Source organism: Cryobacterium melibiosiphilum (assembly GCF_003602235.1).
Taxonomy (GTDB): domain Bacteria; phylum Actinomycetota; class Actinomycetes; order Actinomycetales; family Microbacteriaceae; genus Cryobacterium; species Cryobacterium melibiosiphilum.
Genome location: NZ_QZVS01000084.1, coordinates 1 through 26,403, shown reverse-complemented (window position 1 = coordinate 26,403; position 26,403 = coordinate 1). Strand labels below are relative to the sequence as shown.

Annotated in this window: 29 protein-coding genes; 19 read left to right on the top strand and 10 right to left on the bottom strand. The window is 68.5% G+C overall.

Annotated elements, in window-relative coordinates:
* Nucleotides 1–139: 139 nt before the first annotated feature.
* Nucleotides 140–1,312, bottom strand: coding sequence for a glycerol dehydrogenase (locus tag D6T64_RS11180; RefSeq protein ID WP_119974752.1), 1,173 nt, complete (start codon nt 1,310–1,312; stop codon nt 140–142).
* Between the two features lie 172 nt (nt 1,313–1,484).
* Between D6T64_RS11180 and D6T64_RS11175 the strand changes: the two genes are divergently transcribed.
* Nucleotides 1,485–2,411: an IclR family transcriptional regulator gene (locus D6T64_RS11175; protein ID WP_119974751.1), complete on the top strand. Its 927-nt coding sequence runs from the start codon at nt 1,485–1,487 to the stop codon at nt 2,409–2,411.
* Between the two features lie 24 nt (nt 2,412–2,435).
* On the opposite strand, the gene D6T64_RS11170 is transcribed toward D6T64_RS11175, so the two are convergent.
* Genes D6T64_RS11170 through D6T64_RS11155 form a run of 4 tightly spaced genes read right to left on the bottom strand, consistent with a single transcriptional unit; the run spans nt 2,436 to nt 6,257 of the window.
* Nucleotides 2,436–3,029, bottom strand: coding sequence for a YbhB/YbcL family Raf kinase inhibitor-like protein (locus D6T64_RS11170; RefSeq protein ID WP_119974750.1), 594 nt, complete (start codon nt 3,027–3,029; stop codon nt 2,436–2,438).
* Nucleotides 3,030–3,067: 38 nt separating this feature from the next.
* A complete protein-coding gene (locus D6T64_RS11165) occupies nt 3,068–4,633 on the bottom strand; it encodes a GMC family oxidoreductase (protein WP_119974749.1) in 1,566 nt (521 codons plus the stop codon).
* On the bottom strand, nt 4,630–5,169 hold the full coding sequence (locus D6T64_RS11160; protein WP_199719143.1) for a hypothetical protein: 540 nt from the start codon (nt 5,167–5,169) through the stop codon (nt 4,630–4,632). The genes D6T64_RS11165 and D6T64_RS11160 overlap by 4 nt, the downstream gene beginning before the upstream one ends.
* A gap of 47 nt (nt 5,170–5,216) precedes the next feature.
* A complete protein-coding gene (locus D6T64_RS11155; RefSeq protein ID WP_119974820.1) occupies nt 5,217–6,257 on the bottom strand; it encodes an NAD(P)-dependent alcohol dehydrogenase in 1,041 nt (346 codons plus the stop codon).
* A 180-nt stretch (nt 6,258–6,437) separates the two neighbouring features.
* Here D6T64_RS11155 and D6T64_RS11150 point away from each other — a divergent pair, with 180 nt between their 5' ends.
* Together D6T64_RS11150 and D6T64_RS11145 are read left to right on the top strand one after the other, a co-directional pair.
* On the top strand, nt 6,438–7,778 hold the full coding sequence (locus D6T64_RS11150) for an aminotransferase class V-fold PLP-dependent enzyme (protein ID WP_119974748.1): 1,341 nt from the start codon (nt 6,438–6,440) through the stop codon (nt 7,776–7,778).
* Nucleotides 7,778–8,341 (top strand): iron-sulfur cluster assembly scaffold protein, encoded by a 564-nt coding sequence (locus tag D6T64_RS11145; protein ID WP_119974747.1) that lies wholly within the window; start codon nt 7,778–7,780, stop codon nt 8,339–8,341. Before D6T64_RS11150 ends, D6T64_RS11145 begins: the two co-directional genes overlap by 1 nt.
* Here D6T64_RS11145 and D6T64_RS11140 read toward each other — a convergent pair.
* The 5 genes from D6T64_RS11140 to D6T64_RS11120 form a co-directional block, all read right to left on the bottom strand.
* Nucleotides 8,338–9,216, bottom strand: coding sequence for an SDR family oxidoreductase (locus D6T64_RS11140; RefSeq protein WP_119974746.1), 879 nt, complete (start codon nt 9,214–9,216; stop codon nt 8,338–8,340). The two genes, D6T64_RS11145 and D6T64_RS11140, sit on opposite strands and share 4 nt — an antisense overlap.
* A gap of 293 nt (nt 9,217–9,509) precedes the next feature.
* A complete protein-coding gene (locus tag D6T64_RS11135) occupies nt 9,510–9,917 on the bottom strand; it encodes a flagellar assembly protein FliW (protein WP_119974745.1) in 408 nt (135 codons plus the stop codon).
* Between the two features lie 41 nt (nt 9,918–9,958).
* The gene (gene flgL, locus D6T64_RS11130) at nt 9,959–10,849 is read right to left on the bottom strand and encodes a flagellar hook-associated protein FlgL (protein WP_325049797.1); all 891 of its coding nucleotides are present in this window, start codon (nt 10,847–10,849) and stop codon (nt 9,959–9,961) included.
* Between the two features lie 15 nt (nt 10,850–10,864).
* A complete protein-coding gene (gene flgK, locus D6T64_RS11125) occupies nt 10,865–12,280 on the bottom strand; it encodes a flagellar hook-associated protein FlgK (protein WP_119974743.1) in 1,416 nt (471 codons plus the stop codon).
* 10 nt (nt 12,281–12,290) lie between these two features.
* Nucleotides 12,291–12,779, bottom strand: coding sequence for a flagellar protein FlgN (locus tag D6T64_RS11120; protein WP_119974819.1), 489 nt, complete (start codon nt 12,777–12,779; stop codon nt 12,291–12,293).
* Nucleotides 12,780–13,110: 331 nt separating this feature from the next.
* Between D6T64_RS11120 and D6T64_RS11115 the strand changes: the two genes are divergently transcribed.
* The 16 genes from D6T64_RS11115 to D6T64_RS11040 form a co-directional block, all read left to right on the top strand.
* Nucleotides 13,111–13,932, top strand: a complete 822-nt coding sequence (locus tag D6T64_RS11115) for a sigma-70 family RNA polymerase sigma factor (RefSeq protein ID WP_119974742.1) — start codon at nt 13,111–13,113, stop codon at nt 13,930–13,932.
* A 123-nt stretch (nt 13,933–14,055) separates the two neighbouring features.
* On the top strand, nt 14,056–14,388 hold the full coding sequence (locus tag D6T64_RS11110; protein WP_119974741.1) for a hypothetical protein: 333 nt from the start codon (nt 14,056–14,058) through the stop codon (nt 14,386–14,388).
* 262 nt (nt 14,389–14,650) lie between these two features.
* Complete coding sequence (locus tag D6T64_RS11105) at nt 14,651–15,541, top strand: flagellin N-terminal helical domain-containing protein (RefSeq protein ID WP_325049796.1); 891 nt, start codon at nt 14,651–14,653, stop codon at nt 15,539–15,541.
* Between the two features lie 184 nt (nt 15,542–15,725).
* Entirely contained in the window at nt 15,726–17,057 is a 1,332-nt protein-coding gene (gene fliD, locus D6T64_RS11100) for a flagellar filament capping protein FliD (RefSeq protein WP_119974740.1), read from the top strand.
* Nucleotides 17,054–17,491, top strand: coding sequence for a flagellar export chaperone FliS (gene fliS / locus D6T64_RS11095; RefSeq protein ID WP_325049795.1), 438 nt, complete (start codon nt 17,054–17,056; stop codon nt 17,489–17,491). Before fliD ends, fliS begins: the two co-directional genes overlap by 4 nt.
* A 217-nt stretch (nt 17,492–17,708) precedes the next feature.
* Nucleotides 17,709–17,840: a hypothetical protein gene (locus D6T64_RS23440; RefSeq protein WP_267900484.1), complete on the top strand. Its 132-nt coding sequence runs from the start codon at nt 17,709–17,711 to the stop codon at nt 17,838–17,840.
* Between the two features lie 160 nt (nt 17,841–18,000).
* Nucleotides 18,001–18,330 (top strand): flagellar basal body rod protein FlgB, encoded by a 330-nt coding sequence (locus D6T64_RS11085; protein ID WP_377011401.1) that lies wholly within the window; start codon nt 18,001–18,003, stop codon nt 18,328–18,330.
* Nucleotides 18,330–18,716: a flagellar basal body rod protein FlgC gene (locus D6T64_RS11080; RefSeq protein ID WP_119974737.1), complete on the top strand. Its 387-nt coding sequence runs from the start codon at nt 18,330–18,332 to the stop codon at nt 18,714–18,716. The genes D6T64_RS11085 and D6T64_RS11080 overlap by 1 nt, the downstream gene beginning before the upstream one ends.
* A complete protein-coding gene (locus D6T64_RS11075) occupies nt 18,716–19,036 on the top strand; it encodes a flagellar hook-basal body complex protein FliE (protein WP_119974736.1) in 321 nt (106 codons plus the stop codon). The genes D6T64_RS11080 and D6T64_RS11075 overlap by 1 nt, the downstream gene beginning before the upstream one ends.
* Nucleotides 19,036–20,637 carry a flagellar basal-body MS-ring/collar protein FliF gene (gene fliF / locus D6T64_RS11070; protein WP_119974735.1) on the top strand — a complete coding sequence of 534 codons (1,602 nt, stop codon included), beginning with the start codon at nt 19,036–19,038 and terminating at the stop codon, nt 20,635–20,637. The genes D6T64_RS11075 and fliF overlap by 1 nt, the downstream gene beginning before the upstream one ends.
* Nucleotides 20,637–21,653: a flagellar motor switch protein FliG gene (gene fliG, locus D6T64_RS11065; protein WP_119974734.1), complete on the top strand. Its 1,017-nt coding sequence runs from the start codon at nt 20,637–20,639 to the stop codon at nt 21,651–21,653. Before fliF ends, fliG begins: the two co-directional genes overlap by 1 nt.
* On the top strand, nt 21,643–22,323 hold the full coding sequence (locus D6T64_RS11060) for a FliH/SctL family protein (RefSeq protein WP_158594862.1): 681 nt from the start codon (nt 21,643–21,645) through the stop codon (nt 22,321–22,323). The genes fliG and D6T64_RS11060 overlap by 11 nt, the downstream gene beginning before the upstream one ends.
* Before the next feature lie 110 nt (nt 22,324–22,433).
* Complete coding sequence (locus D6T64_RS11055; protein WP_119974816.1) at nt 22,434–23,768, top strand: FliI/YscN family ATPase; 1,335 nt, start codon at nt 22,434–22,436, stop codon at nt 23,766–23,768.
* Nucleotides 23,765–24,199, top strand: a complete 435-nt coding sequence (locus tag D6T64_RS11050; RefSeq protein WP_119974732.1) for a flagellar export protein FliJ — start codon at nt 23,765–23,767, stop codon at nt 24,197–24,199. Before D6T64_RS11055 ends, D6T64_RS11050 begins: the two co-directional genes overlap by 4 nt.
* 2 nt (nt 24,200–24,201) lie before the next feature.
* Nucleotides 24,202–24,882, top strand: a complete 681-nt coding sequence (locus D6T64_RS23220; protein WP_325049794.1) for a C40 family peptidase — start codon at nt 24,202–24,204, stop codon at nt 24,880–24,882.
* On the top strand, nt 24,879–26,403 hold a 1,525-nt coding region (locus tag D6T64_RS11040; protein WP_199719142.1), incomplete at its 3' end, for a flagellar hook-length control protein FliK. The genes D6T64_RS23220 and D6T64_RS11040, both read left to right, overlap by 4 nt.

Sequence of the window (26,403 nt, the reverse complement as noted above, 5' to 3'; positions counted from 1 at the left end):
GCACCTTCACGCACGCCTACCGAGTGCACAGGATGCGGCCGAGTTGAGGTGCGGAGACTGAGGTGCGGAGATCGTGCCCTCGCCCCGACAACGAGGGCACGAAGTCCGTACCTCAGCGGAACGCGCCAGGGCCCAGGGCTCAGAGCGCCACGCTCGACACGCGTTGGGCGTGCGCGTAGGCCACCGGCTCCGGCAGTCGCGCATCACTGCGCACTCGGCGTGAGAACCGTTCGATCGACTTCAGCGCGCTGACCAGCTCACCGACCGAGATCTCGAACGGCATGTTGTGGATCGTCTCGCCCGCAGCCGTCGCCGCCGTCGCGACCGTGATCAGGTCGTCTTCATCGGTCACCTTCAGGCCGACCTCGGTCAGCGTGTTCGGCAACCCGACCCGGGTCGTGAACTCGACGAAGTCCCGAATCTCCTGCGTCGGCGCGCCCTCAAGCACGAGCTGCGTGACCGAGCCGATGTTCACCTTCTGCCCGTGCGCGAGGCCGTGCGTCTGGTGCGCCGCTGTGAGCCCGTTGTGGATCGCGTGTGCCGCCGCGAGGCCGCCCGACTCGAAACCGATCCCCGACAGCAGGGTGTTCGCCTCGACGACCTTCTCGACCGCCGGCGTCACGACGTGTTCCCGGACGGCGTCGAGGGCCGGCAGGGCGTTGTCCCAGAGCACGCCCCACGACAGTTCGGCCAGCGCGGTGCCGGCGAGGGTCGGCAGGCCGCCAGCCATGGTTGCGGCGTGCGCCTGCGCGGTCGCCCGAGCTTCGAGCCAGGTCGCGAGGGCATCGCCGACACCGGCGGCGAGAAAGGCGGCGGGTGCGCGGGCGACGAGCTGGGTGTCGACGAGTACGAGGTCGGGGTTCTTCGGAAAGAACCGGTACTCCTCGAACGCGCCCTCTTCGGTGTAGATGACCGCGAGGGCGGAGGTGGGGGCATCCGTCGACGCCACCGACGGCACCGTCACCCAGCGAATGCCGCACAGGAACCCGGCGGACTTCACGGCGTCCATGGTGCTGCCGCCGCCGACCGCGACTACGACGTCGGAGTCGTTCGCCGCGATCACCTGCACGAGCCGGTCGATCTCCTTGGCGGTCGGGATGCCGCCGAACTTCTCGCGGGTCAGCGGCAGCCCTGCACTCTGCAGCGCAGTCTGCACTTCGTGCCCCACGAGCCCCCAGACGATGTCATCGCTGACGATCAGGGGCCGCGAGCCGAGCGGCTTCAAAAACTCGCCGAGCCGGGATATCGCCCCCTGACCCTGCACGTAGCGACCGGGACTGATGATTGTGCGGATTAAACCGGGGGTGGCCATGTCACTCTCCTTTGAATGAATCTGGTGCCTGCGAATGGATCGAATACGAATGTCCAGCCTATTTTTCGTACCCCGCCGCCGGTCAGTCGCCCTGTCACGATGTGAGAAATTGCCAGCGGATTCGGCGGCGGGAACGATTGTGCCCCGGCCGGACCCGGCACACAATGTGCGCATGACGACCTCGGATCCCATTCCCTACCTCGACCCGGCTCCGGATGCTTCGCCGGGCCAGCACGCCCGGCGCGGCGACCGAAACGCTCCGGTGACGCCACTGCATCCGGCGCCGCTGGCGATCGCTGGGTCGACGGGTGGTGTGCCCGACAGCACCGGTGTCGCCTCGATCAACAAGTCCCTCGCGATCCTCGAGATCGTTGCCGAACGTGGCGGGGCGAGCGCCCGTGAGGTGTCTGCGTCGCTCGCCCTGCCGCTGCCGACGGTGTACCGGCTGATGCAGACCCTCGTGCAGAGCGACTATCTCGTGCACCTCCGCAGCGAGCATCGCTTCGAACTCGGGTACAAGCTGCACCGGCTCGGGGTATCGCTGCATCGCCAGATCGGGGTGCCGCAGCAGGTGAGGGCGGAGGTCGACGGGCTGCACGCATCCGCTCGGGCCGCCGCCTATTTCGCGGTTTACCGCGGATCCGACGTCGTCGTGATCTACATTGTGGACAGCCCCGAGAACCCGCGCCTGCAGCCGCTGACCTTCGGGTTTCACGAGGCCGCGCACGCCACGGCGTTCGGCAAGATCATGCTCAGCGGGATGACGGCCGAGCAGCGCGACCAGTACCTCGGCGCCCACGGCCAGGCCCGCCTGACGCAGACCACGGTCACCAACCGGGCCACCCTCGACCACGAGCTCGCGGCGATCAGCGCGACCGGCGTGGCCTGGGAACACGAAGAGTTCATGCCCGGTATGAGTTGCGCCGCCGTTGGCGTGCGTGATGGCGCCGGCCTCGTTGTCGGGTCGGTCGCCGTCAGCGCCCGCGCCCGCGACCTCGACGGCCGCGAACGCGAGGTCGAACTGCTGCTGCGGGAGTCGGGTGCCCGCCTCAGTCGCTATTTCCGCTCGGGAACGCTGCCGGCCCGGCACCCGGACTGAGCGGATGCCGGACCGGGCGGATGGCTACTGCTCGACCTCGGAGGTGTGCACGGCCTCCCACCACGGCACGATCACGCCGCGGGCGAGCGTGTGGAAAGACATGTTGAAGGCCAGGAACGCGGGGCTGGCGTCGCGGCTGATCCCGATGCTTGCCACGTCGAGGGCGTGCACGGCGATGAAGTAGTTGTGCTTGCCGCTGCCGGCGGGTGGGGCCGCCCCGAGAAACCGCTTGAGCCCGGCATCGTTGGTGAGGTGCCACGCTCCGGAGGGCAGCACCGTGCTGTTCTCGTCGCCGGCACCGGTCGGCAAGGATGTCGTCGACGCCGGGATGTCGGCGATCGCCCAGTGCCAGAAGCCGCTCGCGGTGGGAGCGGTCGGGTCGTACATCGTCACCGCGAAGCTCTTGGTCCCTTCCGGGAAACCGCTCCAGCTCAGCTGGGGGCTGGTGTCAGTACCGCCGGCCCCGAAGATCCCGCTCACCTGCGGGGTCGGCAGCTCTTCTCCGTCACGCACGTCGGTCGAGGTTACGGCGAAACTCGGCACGGTGCCGATCAGGTCGTAAGGGCTCTGCTGAGTCGTCTGCTGAGTCGTCTGTTGGGTCGTCTGTTGGTTGGCCATGGGGGCTCCCTTTCTGGTTATCGGAACGGAGGTTGCAGCTACAGTTCGTGCCGGGAGAACAGGTCCACGATGTGGTCCGCCTGCCGCATGGCGAGGGCCACGATCGTGAGCGTCGGGTTCGCTGCGCCGCCGGTCGTGAAGACCGAGCCGTCACTCACGAACAGGTTCGGCACGTCATGGGCCCGCCCGAACGCGTTGGTCACGCCGTCTTCGGGCTTCGCGCTCATGCGGCTGGTGCCGAGGTTGTGCGTCGACGGATACGGCGGCGTGCGGTGGGCCGACGTCGATCCGACCGCATCGTAGAGCAGTTCGGCCTGACCGTAGCCGTGCTCGCGCATGGCCACGTCGTTCGGATGGTCATCGAAGTGCACGTTCGCGACGGGCAGCCCGTGGGCATCCGTCACCGTGCCGTTCAATGTCACCCGGTTGGTTTCCTGCGGCATGTCTTCGCCGACGATCCAGAGGCCGGCCGTGTTGACGTAGCCGTCGAGGATCGAGGTGAAGTCCGGGCCCCACGAGCCCGGCTCGGCGAACGCCGCCAGGAACGCCGGCCCGAGCGCGAGCGTCTCGAGGTAGTAGCCGCCGGCGAAGCCGCGATCGGGGTCGTGCCGGGCCTCGTCGGCGATGATGCCCGCCATCGTCTCACCCCGGTACTGGTGCACCGGATGCTCGAACTGCGCGTACACCGACCCGGTCGTGTGCCGCATGTAGTGGCGACCGACGTGCCCGGACGAGTTCGCCAGCCCGTCGGGAAACCGCGAACTCGCGCTCAGCAGCAGCAGCCGCGGCGTCTCGATCGAGTTTCCGGCGACCGCCACCACCCGGGCGCGCTGCCGGTGCAGGTTGTCGTCGGCGTCGAGGTAGATGACCGCGTCGGCGCGCCCGCGGGCGTCGTGGGTGATCTGCACGACCTGGCAGTCGGGCCGCAGATCGAGGTTGCCTGTGGCTTCCGCGCGCGGAATCTCCCGCACCAGCGTGCTCCACTTCGCGCCCGACCGGTCGCCCTGAAAGTTGAACCCGTCCTGGATGGTGCCCGGGCGGCCGTCGTAGGGTTCGGAGTTGGTGCCGTAGGGGCCGGTGGCGTAGAAGTTGTAGCCGACCCGGGCGGCGCCGTTCGCGAGCACCTTGTAGTTGTTGTTGGCCGCCATCGCCGGGCGCCCGTGCCGGTGGCTCGAGCCCAGGGCGATCTCGGCGCGGTCGTAGTACGGTGCCAGCTCGGCCAGGGTCAGCGGCCAGTCCAGCAGGGTCGCGCCCTCGATGGAGCCGTAGGTCGACCGGGCACGCAGCTCGTGCTCGAGAAACCGGGGGGTCGCCCCGGCCCAGTGAGTGGTGGTGCCGCCGACCGCTTTCACGAGCCAGGCCGGCAGGTTGGGAAAGTCCCGGGCGATGCGCCACGACCCGCTCGTGGTGCGCGGGTCGGTCCAGGCCATCTGCCCGAAGGCCTCCCACTCATCGTTGACGTGCTCTTCAAGACGGATGTGCGCCCCCGCCTCGATCAGCACGACGCGGATTCCGCGGGTGGTCAACTCGTGGGCGAGGGTTCCGCCGCCGGCGCCCGACCCCACGATGACGACAACCTCGTCATCGTGGTCGAACGCGGTCACAGGGTCACCTCGTCAGCCTCGGTGCGACGAGATGCCTTGACGGGGTAGGGCAGCGGGCCCTGTTCGACCCGGGTGAGTTCGCCGCTGTACTCCTCGACGCGGGGGTCGGGCAGCCAGTTCAGGTCGTCGAACCCGCGGGTGAGGTAGCCGCCCTTCTCGACGGATGCCCCCTCGTAGCCGAGTGCGGCCCACACCTCCGGCAGGTTGTACAGCGTGAGCACGGTATTGCCGCGCACGAACGTGAAGAATTCGGTGCGTTCGATGGACTTCAGGTGCGCGAAGGCCTCGTCGTCGGGGAGGCCGAGAAAATCGCCCTGCGGCAGCGAGCCGAGGCTGTCGAGGCCGTTCGCCACGGCGAGGGTCATGCGGTTCGTCTGCACGGCGAGGTTCAGCAGGCTGTCCGCCGTGCGTTCATACGCCGAAACCGGCAGGGTGTCGTGCGGAAATGCGATGCGGATCACTCGAACCAGCAGCACGTGGGCGCGATCAGATTCGAGAAACCGACGGGGGGCTTCCTCGGTGGAAAGAGACGTCACTGTTCACTCCTTCGTTGGTGCGTGTCTGTTGCGGTCTGGGTTCGGGGTCAGCCGACCGGGGTCGGCACGAGAATGCCGCGCCCCACCAACCGGCCGCTGTCGAGGTCGGCGATGGCGTCATTGGCCGCTTCGAGCGGGTAGAGCGCGGTGTGTAGGGTGACCTTGCCCTGCGCCGTGAGGGTCATCAGTTCGACGAGGTCGTTGTAGGTGCCCACGAGATTGCCGATCACGTTGATCTCGCGGCTGATGATCTCGATCGTCGGCAGGTTGACGGCGCCGCCGTAGCCGATCACGTAGTGCGAGCCGCGGTTGCGCAGCAGGCGGGGGGCCAGCAGCTCCGCACCGCGCTCGCCCACGAAGTCGAACACGACCTGCGCGCCGCCCGAGGTGAACTCCGTCACGGCGCGGGCCACCTCATCATCCGTCGTGGCCAGCACGGTGTGGGTGGCGCCGAGCTCGCGGGCCAGCTCGAGGGCGGCCTCGGACCGGTCGACGACGGTGATGTCGGCGCTCGTGATGGCGGACAGGCTCTGGATGCCGATGTGCCCGAGCCCACCGGCGCCGATGACCACCGCGTGGGTACCCGGGAACAGGTCGGCGGCGGCCTTGCGCACCGCGTGGTAGGCGGTCAGTCCCGCGTCGGCGAGGGCGGCGATGTCCCGCGGCTGCAGGGCGGGGTCGAGCTTCACGACGGCGCGCGCGTTGGTGAGCATGATCTCGGCCATGCCGCCGTTGGCGTTGATGCCGGGGAACGTGGCGTTCTCGCAGTGTGAGTCCTGGCCGATCCGGCAGGCCGGGCAGAGTCCGCAGCTGGTGAGCGGATGCATGATCACGGTATCGCCCGGAGCCACGTTGTGCACGGCGGAGCCGACCTCCCGCACCCAGCCAGCGTTCTCATGCCCGAGGGTGTACGGCAGATGGGGGTGTTGGATGGGGTCCCACTGGCCCTCGATGATGTGCAGGTCGGTGCGGCAGAGCCCGGCCGCGCCGACGTCGACCAGTACGTCCCACGGGCCGAGCAGTTTGGGCTCGGGCACGTCGTCGAGGGTGGGGTGTTCGCCGTAGGAATGTAACCGGACTGCCTTCACGGTGGGCTCCTCGTCGTTGAGTTGCGGGGTGTGACTCGCTCGAACACGCAGGTGAACCCCCATAATCGACGGTCGGCGCTCGCCGGGGTAGCCGCGCTCTCACGTGGTGAGAACGCGGCACGGCACACGCAGCTCCGACACACTGGTTCCGAGTGTCGGAGGAAGGAATACCCTAGAAGCATGAGCCCTTTCCCCGCCCCGACCTCCCCGCCGACCCGGTCTGCCCTCGCGCTGACGGATGTCGAGGTGGAACGCATCCGGAACGACTTTCCGGTGCTCGCGCAACGGGTGAACGGGCATCCGCTCACCTATCTGGATTCGGGCGCGACCTCGCAGAACCCGATCAGCGTGATGGAAGCCGAGCAGGAGTATTACGAGCAGCGCAACGCCGCCGTGCACCGCGGTGCCCACACCCTCGCGGTGATCGCCACGGAGAGCTTCGAACTGGCGCGGGAGAAGGTCGCCGCCTTCGTCGGGGCCCTGACCGATGAGATCGTCTGGACCTCCAATGCCACCGAGGCGATCAACCTGATCGCGTACTCGTTCAGCAACGCGTCGCTCTGGCTCGGCGGCCCGGCCGCCCGCCGGTTCCGGCTCGGCGCCGGCGACGAGATCGTCGTCACCGAGGGGGAGCACCACGCGAACCTCATTCCGTGGCAGCAGCTCGCCCTGCGCACGGGGGCGACCCTGCGGTTCATTCCGATTCTGGATGACGGCTCGCTCGACCTGGCCGCGGCATCCGTCATCGTGAATGCGAAGACCCGGGTGCTGGCCTTCACCCACGCCTCCAACGTGACCGGCGTGATCAACCCGGTCGAGGAGATCGTGGCGCTCGCCAAGGCCGTGGGCGCGCTGACCGTGCTCGATGCCTGCCAGACCGTGCCGCACCTGCCCGTGAACGTCACCGCGCTCGGCGTGGACTTCGCCGTGTTCAGCGGGCACAAGATGCTCGGTCCGACCGGCGTGGGAGCCCTGTTCGGCCGCGCCGAGTTGCTCGCCGCAATGCCGCCGTTCCTGACCGGCGGGTCGATGATCACGACCGTGTCGATGGAGGCCGCCGAGTTTTTGGCGCCGCCGCAGCGCTTCGAGGCCGGAACGCAACGCATCTCGCAGGCGATCGCCCTCGCCGCGGCCGTGGACTACCTGACCGAAACCGGCATGGGCCGCATTGCCGCGTGGGAGGCCGAGCTCGGGCAGCGCCTCGTCGCGGGCCTCGCCGAAATTCCCGGGGTGCGGCTGCTCGGTCCCGGGGCGGGTGTGGAGCGGCTCGGCCTGGCCGCGGTCGACGTGGCCGGCGTGCACGCGCACGACGTGGGCCAGTACCTCGACGACGCCGGAATCGCCGTGCGCGTCGGGCACCACTGCGCGCAGCCGCTGCACAAACGCCTCGGTGTGACCGCGTCGACGCGGGCGAGCGCGTACCTGTACACGACCACCGACGAGGTCGACCTGTTCCTGGCGACCCTCGCCGAGGTGCGGCCGTTCTTCGGCGTCTCTGAACTGTCTGTGGGAGGTAAGTGATGAGCGACCTGCAGAACCTCTACCAGCAGATCATCCTCGACCATTCCAAGGCCCGGCACGGCGCCGCGCCCCAGCCCCTCGGGAGCATCGACGACATCCCGATTCCCAACGGAACCCACCTCGGCCAATCGCACCAGGTCAACACGACCTGCGGCGACGACGTAACCCTGCGGGTTGTCGTGAAAGTCGATCCGCCGACTCCGGAACAGCTGGCGATCTCCAACTCCCTGCCGTTCGAGATCTCCGGTGACGACCCGCGGCTTCCGAAGCTCATCGCGTATGTCGACCAGGTGCAGTGGAGCGGCGACGGCTGCTCGATCTCGATGGCATCGGCATCCGTACTGCACGATCTGCTCACCAAATTGCCGGTGGAGGATGCCCTGGAGCTGCTGGGCACGTTCCGCGAGGTGCTGCGCTCCCGCGGCAAGATCGAGCCCGACGAGGAGGTGCTCGGCGACGCCGCCGCGTTCGGCGGAGTCTCCCGGTACCCGGCGCGGGTCAAGTGCGCGATGCTGCCCTGGGTCGCGTTCGAGGCCGCCCTGAACGAGGCCGAGCGCAGCTAGCCCGCGCCGGACTCGTCAGGGGCAGTGGCCTCGGCGACCAGGCGGGCAGCGGCGGCGCGGGCGACGAGGTAGTCCGCGTAGCTCAAAGTGCCGACGCGGTGGCTCGGCACCAGATTGTGGCCCGATTCGAACGCCGCGAAGGTGCGACCCGGCAGCCGCAGCGGCACGATCGGCCGACGCGAGCCCACCGACCCGTGCGAGCCTGCACCGTGCGCGCCGCCGGAACCCCCGGCCCGCGCAAAGCTCGACAGCGTCGCGCGGGCCAGGTCGGTGGCCAGCTCAACATCGGGCCCGCCGATGTCGGCGACCCGCCCGGCCGCCCCTGCACGCACGAGCGCGAGCAACTGCGCGGCGACGTCACGCACGTCGATGGGCTGCAGGCGGATGTTCGGGGCCAGGACCGCGGGCATCCGTCGCTGGGCGGCGAACATCGTGAAGACGAGGTCGTGAAACTGCGTGGCGCGCAAAATGGTGAACGGCAGCACCGACGTTGCGACGGCCTCTTCGGCGGCGAGTTTCTGCCGGTAGTAGCCGAGGGGAATCTGATCGACGCCGACGATCGACGGGTAAATCAGGTGGGGGAGCGGCGCGGTCATGCGGGGTCCGCGGCGGGCCGCGTCGATGAGCGCGCCGGTGAGTCGTGCGTCTGTGCCGCGCGGGTTCGTGGCGAGGTGCACGATCGTGTTCACGTTGCGCACGGCGTCATCGAGGTTCTCCCCGGTCGCGAGGTTTCCGCGCACCCAGCTGCCGGGCTCGCAGTCGGTGGGAGCGGCCGCTCGGCTCAGGATGCGCACGCGCAGGTTGGCGGCGCGCAGCAGGGGCACGACGGCGCGGCCGAGGGTTCCGGTGCCGCCGGTGACGAGTACGTAGCTCATGGCAGGTCCTTTCGCGCGCAGCCGCCGGGCCGCACAGGCTCTGGCCCCAGTGTGGCACCGCACCCGGCGCGCGGTACAACATTGACACCTTGGCTGCGCCCGCGCGGGGAGCATCCGCTGCCCGCTGCCCGCTGCCCGCTGCTTGCCGCCCGCGTGTCGATACGTGACAACTGTGAGCGAGCCACACCGCAGAGAGCGGGTCGCGCGCTCTCAGCTGTCACGTATCGACACGACCCCGAGCACGACCCCGAGCACGACCGGCACGGCAGCGCGCCACACCAGCAGGCTGGGGGCTAAGCGCCGTGCGGCGTGAGCGCGGCCTGCAACGGCCAGTCCTGACCCTCCAGGATGAGCTGCGCGGCGGCACCCGTGGCGGAGTTCACGACGATCGGCGCCATCAGGTTCACGGTCGTGGCAGCGGCTGCCCCAGCGGACGCCGCGGCATCCCCGGGATTCACGACGACGAGCACGAGGGCATCCTTCGGAGCGGTCAGGGCCAGTGAGGCCTGCTGTTCGGCCGAGATGTACGGCGTGTAGTGGGGCAGAAACGCGGCGGCGTCGAGCACGAAGAGCCGGGTCGAGACCGCGTCGAGGGCCTGCAGCGCGAACAACCCCGTGGCACCCTCGATCTCGGTGAGCGAGAACGCGGTGAGCGGCGCGAGCCCGGGTGGGGGAGTGACGAAGCTGAGGGTCGCGTTCATGGGGCTCACAATCGTAGGTACAGCAGAAGCAACAGCAGTGTTCATCGCAGGAAGTCCATCAGGGTCGGCTGCAGCACGCGCGCGGTCACGGCGAGTGCGGCCTGATACGTGGTCTCCTGCAGCGTGAGGTCGAGGATGGCCTGGCCCAGGTCGAGGTCTTCCAGGCCCGAGCGGGTGGATTCGAGGGTTCCGGCCTTGGTCATCAGAGCCTCCTGAGCTCGTTCCAGGTTTGCCTGCCGCGCGCCGCCCACCGAGCGTTGCTCGATCATGGCCGACATGCGCGAGTCGAGGGCGTCGAGGTTGCCGCCGATGTTGGTGCCGCCGCGCAGCTCGCTCGCGATGGTGTCGATCAGCGCGAACACCGAATCGGCGCCGTCGCCGAACACCGCGGAGCCGTCGGCGTCGACCCGCACGGTGTTGCTGCCGCCCACTCGCCGCTCGACCGAGCCGCCGGAGTGTGACGTGTAGGTCCACGCGCCCGCGTCGTCTTGCGTGGCGGTCACGGCCGCGCCGGCGTCGGAGTTGCCGGCGAACACCGTGCGCCCGACGAAGGTCGTGTTCGCCGTGGTGAGAAGTTCTTCTTTCAATCCTTCGAGCTCGACCGCGATGGCCTCCTTCGCCGTTGCTGACAGCGCGCCGTCGTTGGCGCCCTGCACGGTGAGGTCGCGCACCTTGTTCATCAGCGACGACGCGGTGTCGAGGGCGCCGTCGATCGTGGTGAGCCAGTTGTTGCCGTTTTCGGCGTTGCGGCTGTACTGGGCCACGGCGCTCTGCTCGGTGCGCACGGCCATGGCACTGGCGGCGGCGGTCGGGTTGTCCGACGCTCGGCTGATGGCCTTCAACGAGCTGGCCTGCTCCTGCAGCTTGGCCAGGTTCGCCATGTTGGTCTGCAGGTTGCGCTGCGCGTCGCGCATCTGGGTCTGACTCGTCACTCGCGTGATCATGGGTTACCTCCCGACCAATCCGGTGCGGTTGATGAGGGTGTCGAGCATCTCATCGACCGCGGTGAGCATGCGTGCCGCGCCCTGGTACGCGGTCTGGAACATGAGCAGGTTGACGTTTTCTTCGTCCATATCGACCGACGCATTCGCCAGCTGTCTTCCGACAGCGGATGTCGCGGCCGCGTCGTCGATCGTCGCGCCCTGCAGCGCGCTCTGCGTAACCACGCCGATCTGGGTGACGAACGTCGCCCAGTCGTCGCTGGGGGAGACGATTGCGGCGCCGTCGGCATCCACGGCTTCGCCGGCGCCGAGCTGCGCGACGGCGTCGGCGATGGAACCGTCGTAGGCACCGGCATCCGGATCGCCCGCCACGACCGTGGTCGCCGCGACGGTGATCGTAGAGGCGGCGCTGCCCGCGGTGTACGAGAAGAGGTTGTCAGCGCCGGCCGACGTGTAGATCGCGTTGACCTTGTCGGCCAAGTCTCCCGCAAACGAGTTGTACGAGGCCGCTGCTTCGGCGAGCACGCCGCCGGTGCCGGAGTCGTTGGCCGAGCCGAGCAGCGACAAGGAGCCGGCCATCTCGCCGCCCTCGATCGAAACGGTCGTGCCGGAGGCCCAGGTCAGGCTGACCGGGTTCGCGTCCAGCCCATCGAGGGACGTGGCTCCCGAGACGCTGAGCGCGTTGGCGAAGTCGCCGCTGACCAGCGCGTTGCCGCCGATGACGACCGTGACGGTGCCGTCGGCCTGGTCGCGCACGCTCGCGCCGGTGAGCGCGGCGATCGTCGTGGTGAGCTGGCTGCGCTGGTCGATCAGTTCGTTGGCGGAGCCGCCCGACGCCAGCGCCGAGCGAATCTGGGTGTTGAGCGACGCGACCTGGCTGGCGGCGCCGTTCAGTTCCTCGGCCATCGACGACAGGTCGTTGCGAGCCGATGCCCACTGGTTCTCGACCGCTGAGTAACCCTGCGAGATCTGCGTGGCGAGCTGGCCGGCGGTCTCGAGCAGCAGCGAGCCGTTGGTAGGGTCGTCAGCGCCGTTGGCGAGGGTCTGCCAGCCCGACCAGAACTCGCCGAGCTTCGCGCTGAGTCCGCTGTCGCCGGGTTCGTTGAGCGAGGTTTCGAGGGCGGCGAGGGTGTTGGCGCGCACCGCAGAGTAGCCGGCGGCCCCAGCGCTCGTGCGCACGCCAGCGTCGAGCTGGGCGCTGCCGAAGCGGGCCACGCCGTCGACCGAGACACCCTGGCCGACGGTTCCGGCATTGGCAACGGCACCGGTCTGGGCAGTGGCCGCGATCGACGAGGTCGTCACGCGCTGGCGGGTATAGCCATCCGTGTTGGCGTTGGCGATGTTCTGGCCGACCGTGTTGAGGCCCTGCCGAGCGGCGACGAGGCCGGTGTACGCGGTGTTGAGGCCGCCGAAGGTGCTCATGGGCGAAACATCACAGGTTCTGGTCGAACAGGCGGGCGGCCGCGCTGAGGGCGGCGCCGTCGTTGCCGCGGGCGTCGTAGGTGGCCACGGCGGGGCACAGTCCTGCAAGGGTCTCCTGCGCCGAGCGCGCGGCGCTGCGGATGAACTTCTCGTTGGTGTCTCGCAGGTCTTTGATCTGCACGGTGAGGTCGCCCATGGCTTTGAGGTGGGCGGCGAAAATCTCGCCCCACGGGCCAGCCGGGGCCTGGCTGGCGAGCTCCCGCAGATTGGCGTCTTCGTTGGTGCCCCACTCGGTGGCGAGGTGGGCGACCTCGACGGCGCGGCCCAGGCCGGCTTCGCGCACCAGGTTGAGCACCTGCTCGACCTCGCGGGTGGCGTGCTGCAGCCAGCGGCCCTTGCCGCCCTGCAGCAGCAGGTGTTCTTCTTCGAGCTTGAAAATCAAGAGTTCGAGCAACTCGCGTTCACGCCAGAGCAGCGCAGACAGTTCATTGGCGCCCATGCCCTCAACCATCCTTTCGTTCACGCGGTTCACCCCGCGCATGCGGGGGCCTTCCAACTCGTTCGTAGGTACTGTCGGCCCTGGTTCGCGGAATGTAAGACGCGGTGGGCCTCTTTTTTCGGGGTGTACTCAACGTCTGTCCCTCAAAGATAGGACGAATTCTCCCCGAATGGGGGGCATTGCCTGAACTCTTTGTAATGCCACGGTATGTACCTTTAAAGCGAAGGCTCCGATTGACTATTCGCGTGGACACACATACGGGTGATTGTAGCAATTCAATAATATTCCGTCCAGCTTCACAATCCGTTCAACTCGCACTGGGGGCCCGCTCGTGAACCGCACCGAACGTAATGCGCTCGTGGTCGAAAACCTCCCTCTGGTGGGTTATCTCGTCTCCGAGGTCTGGGCCAAGGCCCGTCACCTGTCCCGCGACGACCTCGCCTCGGCCGGTGCGGTCGCCCTGATCACGTCAGCGGATGCCTTCAATCCCGCCCTCGGGGTTCCCTTCGGTGCCTTCGCCCGCCGCCGCATCATCGGGGCCTTCGCCGACGACATGCGCTCGAGCGATTGGGCTACCCGCTCCGCGCGCAAGCGCATCAAAGAGACCCTCGCCGTGCAGGAGACACTCTCCGCCGCCCTCGGGCGCACTCCCAACGTGGGCGAGATAGCCGCAGCGCTCGGAGTGGACAGGGAGACGGCCTCCGCCGGCCTGGCCGATGCCGCCCGGACGCTGTCGACCCTTGACGACACGACGGCCGAGTTTCTGGTTGCCGAGACCGTGCTGCCCGAGGAAGCGCTGCTGTCGTCCGAGCGGCTCGTGTACCTGCGAGCCGCGATCGCCGCGCTGCCCGAGAACATGCGGGTCATCGTGGAGCAGGTCTACTTCGACGACCGCACGGTGAAAGAGATCGCGGCCGAGCTCGGCACCACGCACTCCGCCGTCTCGCAGCTGCGGGCCGAAGCGATCCGCCTGCTGCGCGACGGTCTCGGCACTCACTACGCCGACGACGCCGAGGCCACCTACGAGCCGGAGTCGCGCATCGCGCCGGCCCGCCGCAGCGCCTACCTCGCCCGCCTCGCCGATGTCGCCGCGGTCGGCATGACCCGAGCCGTGCACGAACGACTACACGTCGACGAATTGGCCGCTTCCTAGCCCCCACGCTTGTCGAGCCCCCCAGACCCGCGGGCACGATTAGCCCGCCGCTTCCCCGCGGCGGGACCACCGCCGGCCCACGGATGGGCCGGTGACGTTACACCCAACACGGAAGAACACATCATGGGTATGCAGCTGAACAACAATATTTCGACACCGTCCACGCCGGCGAGAGCGGAGGGCACCCGGGGGGGAGTAGCCCAGCCAACCGTCGCCCTCTCGGGCGGGGTGCAGAGCACGCCGGTTGACACCGTCTCCCTGGCTACCAAGACGGATGCCGTCGCCACCGAAAACCGCCTCGCCGCAGCGTCGCGCATCACGAGCGGTGAAATGGCCGCTCAGGTGGCCGAGGTGACGCAGGAGAAGATCCTCGCCGAGCCCGCCACCGCCGTCAGTGCCCAGGCCCGGCAGTCCAACGCCGACGTCTTGCAAATCCTGGAGCCCAAGCCCCAGTAGTCACACCCCAAGCGCGCGCCCCCTTCGACCACTCACCGCTGGTTGAGCCGGGCGCGCGTCGGTTGTCGAGCTTGTCGAGACTTGCGCCCGGTCGAAACCCCGCAAGCCGCTCCTCAAACTCAACCGCCCCCCGATCGCCCGATCGCCCGATTTAAAAGAATCTCCCCTCCCCGCCTAACCTCACCCCACCCCCGGCCGATAGCTCTTTGTGCTGGCCCATGGATGGGCCGGCGCAACACGACCCAATCACGGAGGATTCATCATGGGCATGCAGGTCAACACCAACGTCGCGGCAAACAACGCTTACCGCAACCTTTCCACCACACAGAACGACCTCAGCAAGTCGCTCGAAAAGCTCTCCAGTGGTCTTCGCATCAACCGCGCAGCGGATGACGCGGCCGGCCTCGCAATCTCGGAGGGCCTGAAGTCCCAGGTCGGTGGCCTCACGGTCGCTGCCCGCAACGCGCAAGACGGCATCAGCGTCATCCAGACCGCTGAAGGTTCTCTCACCGAGGTCCACTCCATTCTTCAGCGCGTGCGCGATCTCGCCGTTCAGGCTGGTAACGACTCGAACAACGGCGATTCGCGCAAGGCAATCGCGACTGAGGTTGCCGCCTTGGGTGCTGAGCTGACCCGAATCGGTGAATCGACGAACTTCAACGGAATCAAGCTCCTGGGCGATACGTCCACGGACGACAGTCACGTCGCTGCTGAACTGACCTTCCAGGTCGGTGGAGGATCGACAGCCGACGATCAGATTTCCGTCAGCTTCACCGACGTAACGGAAATTGGTGCCGCCGTCAGCGCCATGAGCGTCGTCACCGGCGACGGTTCGGACGCCACGCCCTACGTTTCAGGATTTTCCAGTGCTGACGTAGCTTTGACGACGATTGCGGCTCTCGACGTGCAGATCACCGCTGTCTCGACGGCACGTGCCGACCTTGGTGCGGACCAGAACCGGTTTGAAAGTGTCGTCAAGACCCTGGCCGTCTCGAAGGAGAACCTCACCGCTGCCGGATCGCGTATTCGCGACACCGACATGGCCGAGGAAATGGTCAAGTACACCCGCGCAAACATCCTGTCCCAGGCCGGTACCGCCATGCTCGCGCAGGCAAACCAGTCCAACTCGGGCGTGATGCAGCTTCTCCAGTAACACCGGCACCACATCAGGTCGCACGTGATCTGAGGTTTGCGGCAACCGCGGGGCGAACTGGACCTCGTCTCGCGGTTGCCGCAACTCGTTAACCCACACCCTTCTTTCAGGCTCACTTCGGTTTCAGGCTCACTTCGGTTTCAGGCTCACTTCGGTTTCAGGCTAATTTCGGAAAGGCGTCACCATGTCGATGGCAGTTGACGGCCTCATTAGCGGCCTGGACACCACGGCCCTCATCAACTCCCTGATGACTCTCGAGGCAGGCCCACAGACACTGCTGAAGTCCAAGGTCACGACCGCCAATACGCTGGTCACCGGCCTTCAGGCTCTCAACTCGTCGATTGCCTCGCTCGCCACCCTCGCGACCGAGTCCACCGTGGCCAACGCCCTCGATCTGTACACCGCATCGAGCAGTTCCACCGGCGTCACCACCACCGCAAGCAGTACGGCCAGCGCCGGCTCCATCGACATCGTCGTCGATCGCCTCGCCCAGACCCAGGTGTCCGTCTCCGACACCGTGACCGAATGGGCGGTATCGGACTTCACGATCACGAGTGCCTCGGGCACCGTCACCACGATCGCGGCCGACTCCACGTCGCTCGACGACGTCGTGACCGCGGTGAATGCATCCGAGGCCGGCGTTTCCGCGGTCAAGGTTGCCGCGGGCGCAGACGCCAACGGTAACGCCCTCTATCGCCTGCAATTTACGTCGGCGGAGCCCGGCGCCGATGCCGGGTTCACCGTGGACAATGCCACGCTGACGACGATCAAGACCGCGCAGGACGCACAGGTGACCCTCTGGTCGGGAACCACGGCCGCGCAAAGCATCAGCTCCAGCAGCAACACGTTCGCCGAACTCCTCCCCGGAGTAGCCGTCACCGTGACGGCGGCCTCGGACGTGCCGGTCACGATCACGGTCACCAGCGATGACGACGCCGTCAGCGCGATTGCGGAAGGTCTGGTCTCGTCTCTGAACGCCATCTTCGCGCAGATTTCCACTAAGACCGCCGTCGTGAACAGCACCGACAGCAGCGGCGCCGCCATCGTGTCGGCCGGCATCTTCAGCGGAGACACCACGGTACGGGCCGCCCAGCAACTGTTGATCTCGGCCGCGTCGATGCCCGTTGACGGGCGATCACCCTCGGAAATCGGCATCAGCATCACCAAGAGCGGCACCCTCGAATTCGACGCGGAGAAGTTTGCCGCCGCGATGGCCGAAGACCCGGACTACGTGAAGAGTGTGCTCACCGAAATCGCCACCCGCGTTGCGGGGGCCGCGGAGAGTGCCTCCGACAAATATGACGGCCTGCTCACCTCCAAGATCACCGGCCAGGAGAGCTTGGTCAAGAGCCTCGGAACCCAGATCGACAGCTGGGACCTGCGCCTAACCTCCCGTCGAAGCAGCCTGGAGCGCACCTACGCGTCGCTCGAGGTGCAGCTGAGCAACATGAACGCTCAGTCGGCCTGGCTCACTGCCCAGGTGGAATCCCTCAACGCCTCGAAATCGAGCTCATGACCATGACGATGAATGCCGGCGCCCAAGCGCAGCGTGCCCGCTACAACCGCGAAGCCATTCTCTCGGCGACGCCGGTTCGCCTGCTCACGATGCTCTACGACCGTCTGCTGCTCGACCTGAACCGTGCGGAGGTCGCGCAGGAGGGGCAGGACTGGCAGGTCGCGTCGAACAATTTGATTCACGCCCAGGCCATCGTGTCGGAGCTGAGTACATCGCTCAACATCGACGCGTGGGACGGTGGCGAGGGACTGTTCGCTCTGTATACGTACGTGTCGACGGCGATGATGGGCGCCAACACGAACCGCGATCCGGCCCGCACTCGGGAGTGCATTGCGCTGCTCGAGCCGCTGCGGCAGACCTGGCACGAGGCCGCGGAGATGCTGCCGGCGCAGACGGCGCCGATGCGAGCCGGGGGAGATCTGGGGATTGGCTGAGTCTGAGAATGTGAGCGCCTGGGAACGGGTGCTGGGGGATATGGAAGTTCGGTTGGATGACGCCGCGCGGGTCATGGGATCGGCTCGCGGGGTTTCGACCGGGCGCGTGTCTCGGCAGGCTCGACAACCGGAAGGCGTGGACTCCCCAACTTGGGCTGTGCCGGAGGGCATTGGGGCACTGCCGGCGGAGCTGGCGGAGCGGGCTCAGGATGTGCTCGTGAATCAGCGGAAGATTGTGGGGGAGCTAGAGAAGGCCAAGCGGGTCACGTTGCAGCACCTGGCCGCGGTGCGGTCGGTGCCCCCGGCACGCAACCCCGGAACATCCGTTTATCTCGATGTCGCAGGATAGACGAAAGAATTTCGTAAGAATTTCCTAAGATTTTTGCCCCCACTCCTAACGGCACTCGGATAAGAGCCGATAGCAGGACTTGAGTACGGAGTGCTCGCCACTGGCCACGGATCGGCCGTCTTGTCTTTTCACGACGAAACGGAACATCATGCTTGGATCGGTGACCTCCAACGCACTCGCCAGCACGCTGACCGCGCTGTCCCTGCGCCAGAGCGTCATCGCGACCAACATCGCCAACGTCAACACCCCCGATTACCGTGCCCAGGTGGTCTCCTTCGAAGGAGCCCTCGCCCGGTCGATCGAAGAGGGCAGCGGCATCATCACGCCCACCGTGACGCGCTCCGACGAGGCGACAAAGCTCAACGGCAACAACGTGAACCTCGATGTCGAGACCCTCGCCAGCACCGAAGCCCTGCTGCGTTACCAGTTCGCCGCCAAGGCCGTTGAAGGCCCGGTTACCGGCCTGCGCACCGCAATGAGGACCAACTAATGACAGACGCCATCAGCATCGCCGGGAGCGGCATGGCCCTGCACCGCAAGTGGCTCGACGCCATCGCCGATAACATCGCCAACGCGAACACCGTGCGCGGCGGTGACGACGCCGCCTTCCAGGAACGGCTGATTGTGGCCCAGGAAGGTGAGGGCCTCACCGGTGTCACCGCCGACGCCGCTCTCGGCGACACCGAGGGCCTGCTCGTCTACGAACCCACCAACGCCCTGGCCAACGCGGCGGGCTATGTGCGCTACCCCGACATCGACCTGTCCGAGCAGATGGGCCAGCTCATCATGGCGCAGCGCGGTTACCAGGCGAACGCGGCCGTCGTCGACCGGGCCAAGACCGCCTATGAAGCCGCTTTGCAGATTGGTCGTGGCTGATGCCTTTCAGCGCAATTTCCCTGGTGTCGAGCGTTGCCGGCACCGCTGGTGTCTCGGGCACCACTTCGATCGCCAGCACCCAGGGCAATCAGGACGACGGCGCCAGCTTTGGCGTGGCCCTCGCCGGCGCGGTCGAAAACGTGCAGACCCTGCAGAACACCTCCAACAACCTCGCGCTCAAAGCCGTCGAGGGTGGTGTCGGCGACATCGCCAGCGCCACGATCGCCTCGACCGAGGCGCAGGTCACCCTCGAACTCGTCGCCGCGATCCGTAACAAGGGCATCGACGCGTTCACCGAGATCATGCGGATGCAGGCCTGATGCCCGCTCAGATGACGTCGGCATTCCGACGCTTCGGCAACGCCATCAAGGCGTTCACTGTGGGCCAGCGCACCCTCGCCATCATCGGCGTCGCCGTGCTCGTGCTCGGCATCGCCGCCCTCACCATGTGGGCCGCCAAGCCCGCATACACCCCCCTGTTCTCCGGCCTCAGTGGCTCCGACGCCAACACCATCGTCGAGCAGCTGCAGGCCGACGGCATCGGCTACGAGCTCGCCGACGGCGGCGCCACCATCATGGTTCCCGAAGCGGATGTCTACGCCCAGCGCCTGAAGTCGGCCGCGGCCGGCCTGCCCTCCGACAGCACGGGCGGCTACTCGCTGCTCGACACCATGGGCGTCACCTCGAGCGAGTTTCAGCAGTCGGTCACCTACAAGCGTGCGCTCGAGGGTGAACTGGCCTCGACGATCATGGCTCTCGACGGCGTGCAGAACGCCTCGGTACAGCTCGCGATCCCCGAGGAGAGCGTGTTCGTGTCTGAGCAGGGTGACCCCACGGCATCCGTCTTCGTGCAGACCAGCAACGGCGTGACTCTGTCCAACGACCAGGTTCAGGCGATCGTGCACCTCACCAGCGCGTCGATCGACGGCATGAAGGCCAGCGACGTCGCCGTCGTCGACGCGGCCGGCACCGTGCTCAGCGCCGTGGGCGTGGGCACCACCGGCTCCAGCGCTCAGCAGGCCTCCGACTACGAAAGCCGCGTGCAGGGCGCCGTGCAGGCCATGCTCGACACGGTCGTCGGCAGCGGCAACGCCACCGTGGTCGTCGCCGCCGACATGAGCACCCAGACCGGCGAACGGGTCGAAGAGACCTTCACCAACCCGGTCGATGCTCCGGCGCTCACCGAGACCAGCGAGACCGAGACCTACACCGGTTCCGGCGCCACGGCCGGCGGCGTGCTCGGCACCGACACCGCCGCCACAACCACCGGCGATGACGGCACCTTCGACTCCGAATCCACGACACGCAACAACGCGGTCAACAAGGTCACCGAGTCGACCGTGATTCCGGCCGGCCAGATGACCCGCCAGACGGTTTCCGTGGCCGTCAACGCCGATGCCGCCGCCGGCATCAACGTCGCCGACATCACCTCGCTCGTCTCTTCGGCCGCCGGCATCGACGCGGCCCGCGGCGACGCCGTCACCGTCGAGGTGATGGCCTTCGACGCCACTGGCGCTGCCGCCGCGGATGCCGCCCTGGCCGCCGCCGCGGACGCCACCGCTGCCGCCGCGCAGGCCGAGCTCATCCGCACGATCGTCATGACGGTCGGCATCGTGCTCGCCGTCGCCGCATCGCTGCTCGTCTACGCCCGCCGCTCGCGCCGGCAGAGCCGCGAGACCGTCGACATGGACGAACTCGACGCCCTCGACGCGCTCACGAAGCAGCAGGCCCTCGGCGGCATGACCATGCCGATCGCGCTTCCCGCTCCGTTCACGCCGCGGCCGATCGACGCCCCGACCGAACTGCTCACGCCGCCGACCGAGGGCGACCTGCGTCGCGGTGAGATCGACAACCTGGCCCGCAGCGATCCGCACCGCACCGCGGACTACCTGCGCAGCCTGATGAGTGATCGGCAGTCCTGATGACCGACGCGCTGCAACAGCTGAACGGCCCCCAGAAGGTCGCCGTCGTGCTCATGAACATGAACTCGATCCAGGCGACCGATGTGATGAAGCAGTTCACCGACGCCGAGGCCGAGGTCATCACGGCCGAACTCATCCAGCTCAACAAGGTCGACGCCGAACTCGCCGAGAGCATCCTGGTCGAGTTCCAGGAGATCTCGCGGCGCGGCGGTCGGCACTCCCAGGGCGGCCACGACTTCGCCCGGGGGCTCCTCGAATCCTCCTACGGCTCTGATCGAGCGGCCGGCGTCATGGCTCGGGTCGCCAGCTCCCTGGCCGGCAAAGCCTTCGAGTTTCTCGACTCCTCCGACGCCTCCGGCGTCATCAACCTGCTCGAGGGCGAACTGCCCCAGACGGTCGCACTCGTGCTGGCCCACCTCAGCCGGGAACGGGCATCCGCCGTGCTCAGCGGCATGAGCGACCCGTTGCGCACCGACGTCGTGCTCTGCATCGCCACCATGGGCAGTGCCTCGCCCGAGGCTATTCGGGTCGTCACCGACACGCTGAAGCTGCGGGTCGGCGCGAGCGTGTCCCGCGACCCGATCGAGGTCGTCGGCGGCGTGCAGCCGCTGGTCGAGATCATCAACCGAGCGGATGCCGCCACCGAACGCGCCCTGCTCGAAGGCCTCGACGCCCGCGACCCGGCCCTCGCCGACGAGGTGCGCTCCCACATGCTCACCTTCACCGACATCGTGCGCCTCGAGAGCCGCGACGTGCAGCAGGTACTGCGCGGCATCGACGCGAGCGTTCTCGCGACCGCCATGAAGGGCACCTCGAGTGCCGTCGTCGAGGTCATCCGAGCGAACCTGTCCGAACGCAACCGCGACATCCTCGACGACGAGACACAGAGTCTCGGCCCGGTGCGTGTGCGCCAGGTGGAAGACGCCCGTGCGGAGATCGTGCGCGCCATCCGCGACCTCGAGGCCCAGGGCTCGATCACCATCAGCCGCGGAGCTGAAGATGAATATGTCAACTAGGGGCGGTGCCGCGCCGGCCGGTTTCTCCAACCTGGTCTTTCCGCGCCTGAACGCGCCGACGACCAGCGAAACGGCCGCCCAGACGGATGCCGCGGTGCAGATTCGCGAGCAGGCCCGCGCTGAGGGACACTCGGCCGGGTACGCCGCCGGGTTGCGCGCGGCCGCCGAGGAGGCCGCCGCCCAGACCCTGCGCATCGAGCACGCGCAGGTCGCGGCGGCGCAGACCGCCCAGGCACGTGTCGACTATGCCGTGCAGCTGCTCGGCGCCGCCGCGGCCGCCCTCGACGCCAAGGCCGCCCCGAACATTCTTGAGGTCGAGTCCGCCCTCATCGAGACGGCCCTCGAACTGACCGAGGCCGTCATCGGCTTCGAATTGGCCGACACCGAGACCTCGGCGCGCCGCGCGTTCGAACGCGCGCTCAGCCAGGCCGACGAGGGGGAGACCCGCACGGTGCGCATGCACCCGGCCGACGTGCTCGCCCTCAACAGCACCGTGAGCGGAAGCATGTTCGGCTCCGCCACGGCAGCACTGCCGGGAGTCGAGCTCGTCGGCGACCCGACGCTCAACCGCGGCGACGCCGTCGTCGATTTCTCTGACGGCTTTCTCGATGCCCGGCTCGCGAGCGCCTTCGCCCGCGCGAAGGCCGCACTGACGGGGGCTCGACTGTGACCGCGTCAGGCTTCACCCTCGCAACGCCGCCGGTCGTGTCCGCAGCGTCCCTCACGCCCGCCGCCGTGCAGGCCGCGCCGCTGCCGCAGTCGGCCGCCCCCGTGCCGGCACTGCCCGAACCTTCGGCCTGGCGCCCCCGCACCGACACCCTGACCCCGGCCCTCGCCGCGGCCCTGCCCGAGCGCGTGGGCACCGTCTCCTCCATCATCGGCCTGAGCGTCGAGCTGCGCGGCCTGCCCGCGGCGATCGGCGACCTCATCACCCTCGGCGACAACCCGCGCATCGACGCCGAGGTCGTCGCGACTACGCGTGACGGCATCCGCTGCATGCCGCTCGGTCGCCTGACCGGGCTGCAGGCCGGCGCCCCCGCCCGGGCCGCCAGCACCCCCCTGCTGGTTCCGAGCGGCCAGGGCCTCTTCGGCCGGGTCGTCGACGGCCTCGGCCGCCCGATCGACGGCAAGGGCCCGCTCATCGTCGACGCCTATGTCTCGTTCGACAACGAGAGCCCCTCGGCCATGGGCCGCGCCCGCATCGACACCCCCTTGCAGCTCGGCGTGCGGGTGCTCGACACCCTTACCACGATGGGCCGCGGCCAGCGCATGGGCCTGTTCGCCGGTTCCGGCGTGGGCAAGTCCTCGCTGCTGTCGATGATCGCCCGGGGTACGGATGCCGAAGTGTCGGTCATCGCCCTCGTCGGCGAGCGGGGCCGCGAGGTGCGCGAGTTTCTCGAAGACGACCTCGGCGCCGAGGGCCTCGCCCGCTCCATCGTGGTTGTCTCGACCAGCGACGAACCCGCCATGATGCGCCTGCGCGCCGCGTTCACCGCGACGCGGATCGCCGAATCCTTCCGCGACCAGGGAAAGCACGTCGTGCTGATGATGGACTCGCTCACCCGCGTGGCCATGGCCCAGCGCGAAATCGGGCTGTCGGTGGGGGAGCCGCCGGCGACCCGCGGCTATCCGCCGTCGACGTTCTCGCTGCTCGCCCGGCTGCTCGAACGCGCCGGAACCGGCGAAACCGGCTCGATCACCGGCATCTACACCGTGCTCGTCGACGGTGACGACCACAACGAACCCATCGCCGACGCCGCCCGCTCGATTCTCGACGGCCACGTCGTGCTCGACCGCAAACTCGCCGTCATGGGCCACTTTCCCTCCGTCGACGCGCTGGCCTCCATCTCGCGGGTCGCTTCGCGGGTGAACACCCCCGAGCGCAACCGCATCGCCAGCACCCTGCGCAAGGTTCTGGCCGCGCGCCAGAACGCGCAGGACCTGCTCGACGTGGGCGCGTACCGGGCCGGCACCAACCCGCTCGTGGACGCCGCCGTCACCCACGAGGCCGCCATCAACGCCTTTCTGCAGCAGCGGATGGACGACCAGACTCCCGCAAACGCGGCCTGGGACCGCCTCGCGCAGCTCACCCGCCAGCTGGCGGTGGCCGCATGAAGCGCCTCTTTCCGCTCGCCGGCCTGTTGCGCCTGCGGCACCTGCAGCAGGATCAGGCCTCGGTCGAGCTCGCCGCCGCCAACACGGCGCTGCGCGCTCACGACGAACGCCACCTGCACGCCCGCGCCGCGCTCTACGGCCTCTCGGCGACCCCCACGAACATGGCCGCACTGAGCGCGATGGCCGCGGCCCGCGCGTCCTCGCGCAGCATGCTCGGTGACCTCGACGCTCTCGGCCGCAATCACCAGACTGCGGTGGATGCCGCCCAGACCGTGTTTGATTCGGCCCGCGCCGACTCGATCCGCCTCGAAAAGCTCGAGGTGCGCCACGCCGAAGCCCTCGCCGCCGAAGACCTCCACGCCGAACAGACCGTGCTCGACGAGATCGCGTCGACCCGATGGCACCGCGACCAGGGCGGTGAGCCCGAATGAGCATGAGCGACACCCTGGGCCGCATCGGACAGATCCAGTCCATGCTGCAGCAGTTCTCCGGCACGGCCCGGGCCGCCTCCACGACGGCGGCCAGCACGGCGCTGTCGTCGGCCGCCACCTCCGGGTCGGCGTCCGACTTCGCCTCGAGCCTCGCATCCGCTCTCGGTGTGACCGTCCCGACCACCGGCGGAACGATCGCCAACCCCGGTTCGGTAACAGGAACGGATGTCGCCACCGCCGCCCAGAAATACCTGGGCGTTCCCTACGTTTTCGGCGGCACGGACTCGACCGGTATGGACTGCTCCGGACTCGTGCAGACCGTCTATGCCGATTTGGGCATCGAGGTTCCGCGCCTGGTTTCGGGCCAGATGACCATCGGCACCGAGGTCGGCTCCCTCGCCGAGGCCCAGCCCGGCGACCTGATTGTGACCGGCGGCGGCGCCCACATTCTCATCTACGCCGGCAACAACAAGGTCATCCACGCGCCCTACCCGGGCCGCGACGTGTGCATCGTCGAGGCGTACATGACGGATGCCGACATCGACACCATCCGCCGCGTCATCCCCGAGCAGACCGCGTCGACCGCTGCCGCGAGCCTCGCCGCTTCGGTCAGCACCGCGACGAACGGCACCGACATGCTCAGCGCGGCCTTTGCCTCGTTCGCGAAGGGGAGTGCCTCATGAGCCTCGCGCTGACCCCCAGCGCTGGCCCGGCCCGCCCGGCCGCCGCAGCCGGAACAACGTCTGCGACGGTCGCCGGGGGAGCCGCGGCCTTCGCCGCCGTTCTGACGGTGCTCGCCGTCGCCCCCGCCGTTCTAGCCGTACCTGCCGCCGGTCGCGAGCACCCCACCGCAGAACACGCGGCACTCGCCGACCCGCTCGCCACACCCGGTGTGGCTCCACTCGCCGCGCCTGACGTTGCTGACGTTCTGGTTGAGGCGGCTTCCACGCCGCCGACCAGCGAGCCCGAGTCGACCGTCGCGCCGAGTGTCGCGCCTGAGCAGAGCGTGGCGCCGGCAGCAGGGCCTACCCTCGCCGAACGCCCAGACCCGGAACGCGCCGACCCGGAACGCACCGACGCCGAACCGGCAGCCTCCGAACTCGCCCATTCCGAGCCGTTGACCCTCGGTGCGACCGTGATCGTTCCGGCGGCCGTCGCCCCGATGTCGACTCGCGCAACCGAGCCCAGCGGACGCACCGAGACGCCGGATCAGGGACGCGATGTTGCACCCGCTCCCGGTCCAGCTCCTGTGCCCGCGCCCGCGCTGGCACTGGCACCTGCCCTTGCGGTCGCGCCGACCCCGGTGGCGACCAAGACGCCGCAGTCGCGCCCGACGGCGAGTGGCCCGGTTGCGCCAAGCCCGGTTGTCGTGAGCCCGGTTGTCGCGAGCATGGCCGAGCCGAGCATGGTTGAGCCGAGCATGGTTGAGGCCAACCCCACCCCGGCTGCAGAGCTACGGGGAGAGACGACCCCGGCTGCGCCGACCCCACTCGAAGCACCCGCCGGCATTTCGGCCGTTCCCGCTCCGGCAGGCGCTGAGCCGCTTGAATCAGCCGCCGCCCCCGCGCACCGGATCAGCGCGCCGGTTCCGACCAGTTCCGTCACGAACGTCCCGGTGGCCGATGCCTCCTTGGCCTCGGCCGTACCCTCTTCGGAAGCGCCTGAGGCGGCCCCTACGACCACCGCGGCACCCACAACCGCTGCACCCGCCCCCGCCCGTGCCGAACCCGAAGCGTCGACCCCGTCACCGGCATCCGTCGCCCCGGTCGTGGCAGCACCCGTGCCGGCCCCGACACCGACTCTCACCCCGATTGCCGCACCCGAAGCGCCGACCCCGGCCGCGGCCACCCCGCAGACCCCGCTCGCGAGCCAGCTCGCCAAGCCGCTGTTCTCGCTTGTCGGCGTCGCGCCCGGCGAACACGTGATGACCCTCACCGTGTCGCCCGACAACCTCGGGCCGGTCACCGTGCGGGCGCACGTCGGGGCCGACGGCATCCGCGTCGAACTGTTCAGCCCGAGCGACGCGGCCCGCGAGGCCCTGCGCCTGATCATGCCCGACCTGCGCCGCGACCTTGCCGGTGCCGGACCGGGCGGATCCGGCCTGGCCGCACAGCTCGAACTGTCGTCGCACAGCCAGCCCGGCGACCCGCAGGGCAGCCGGCAGCCGCGCACCCCGGCCGACGGCCAGCCCGGAGCCCGCGCGC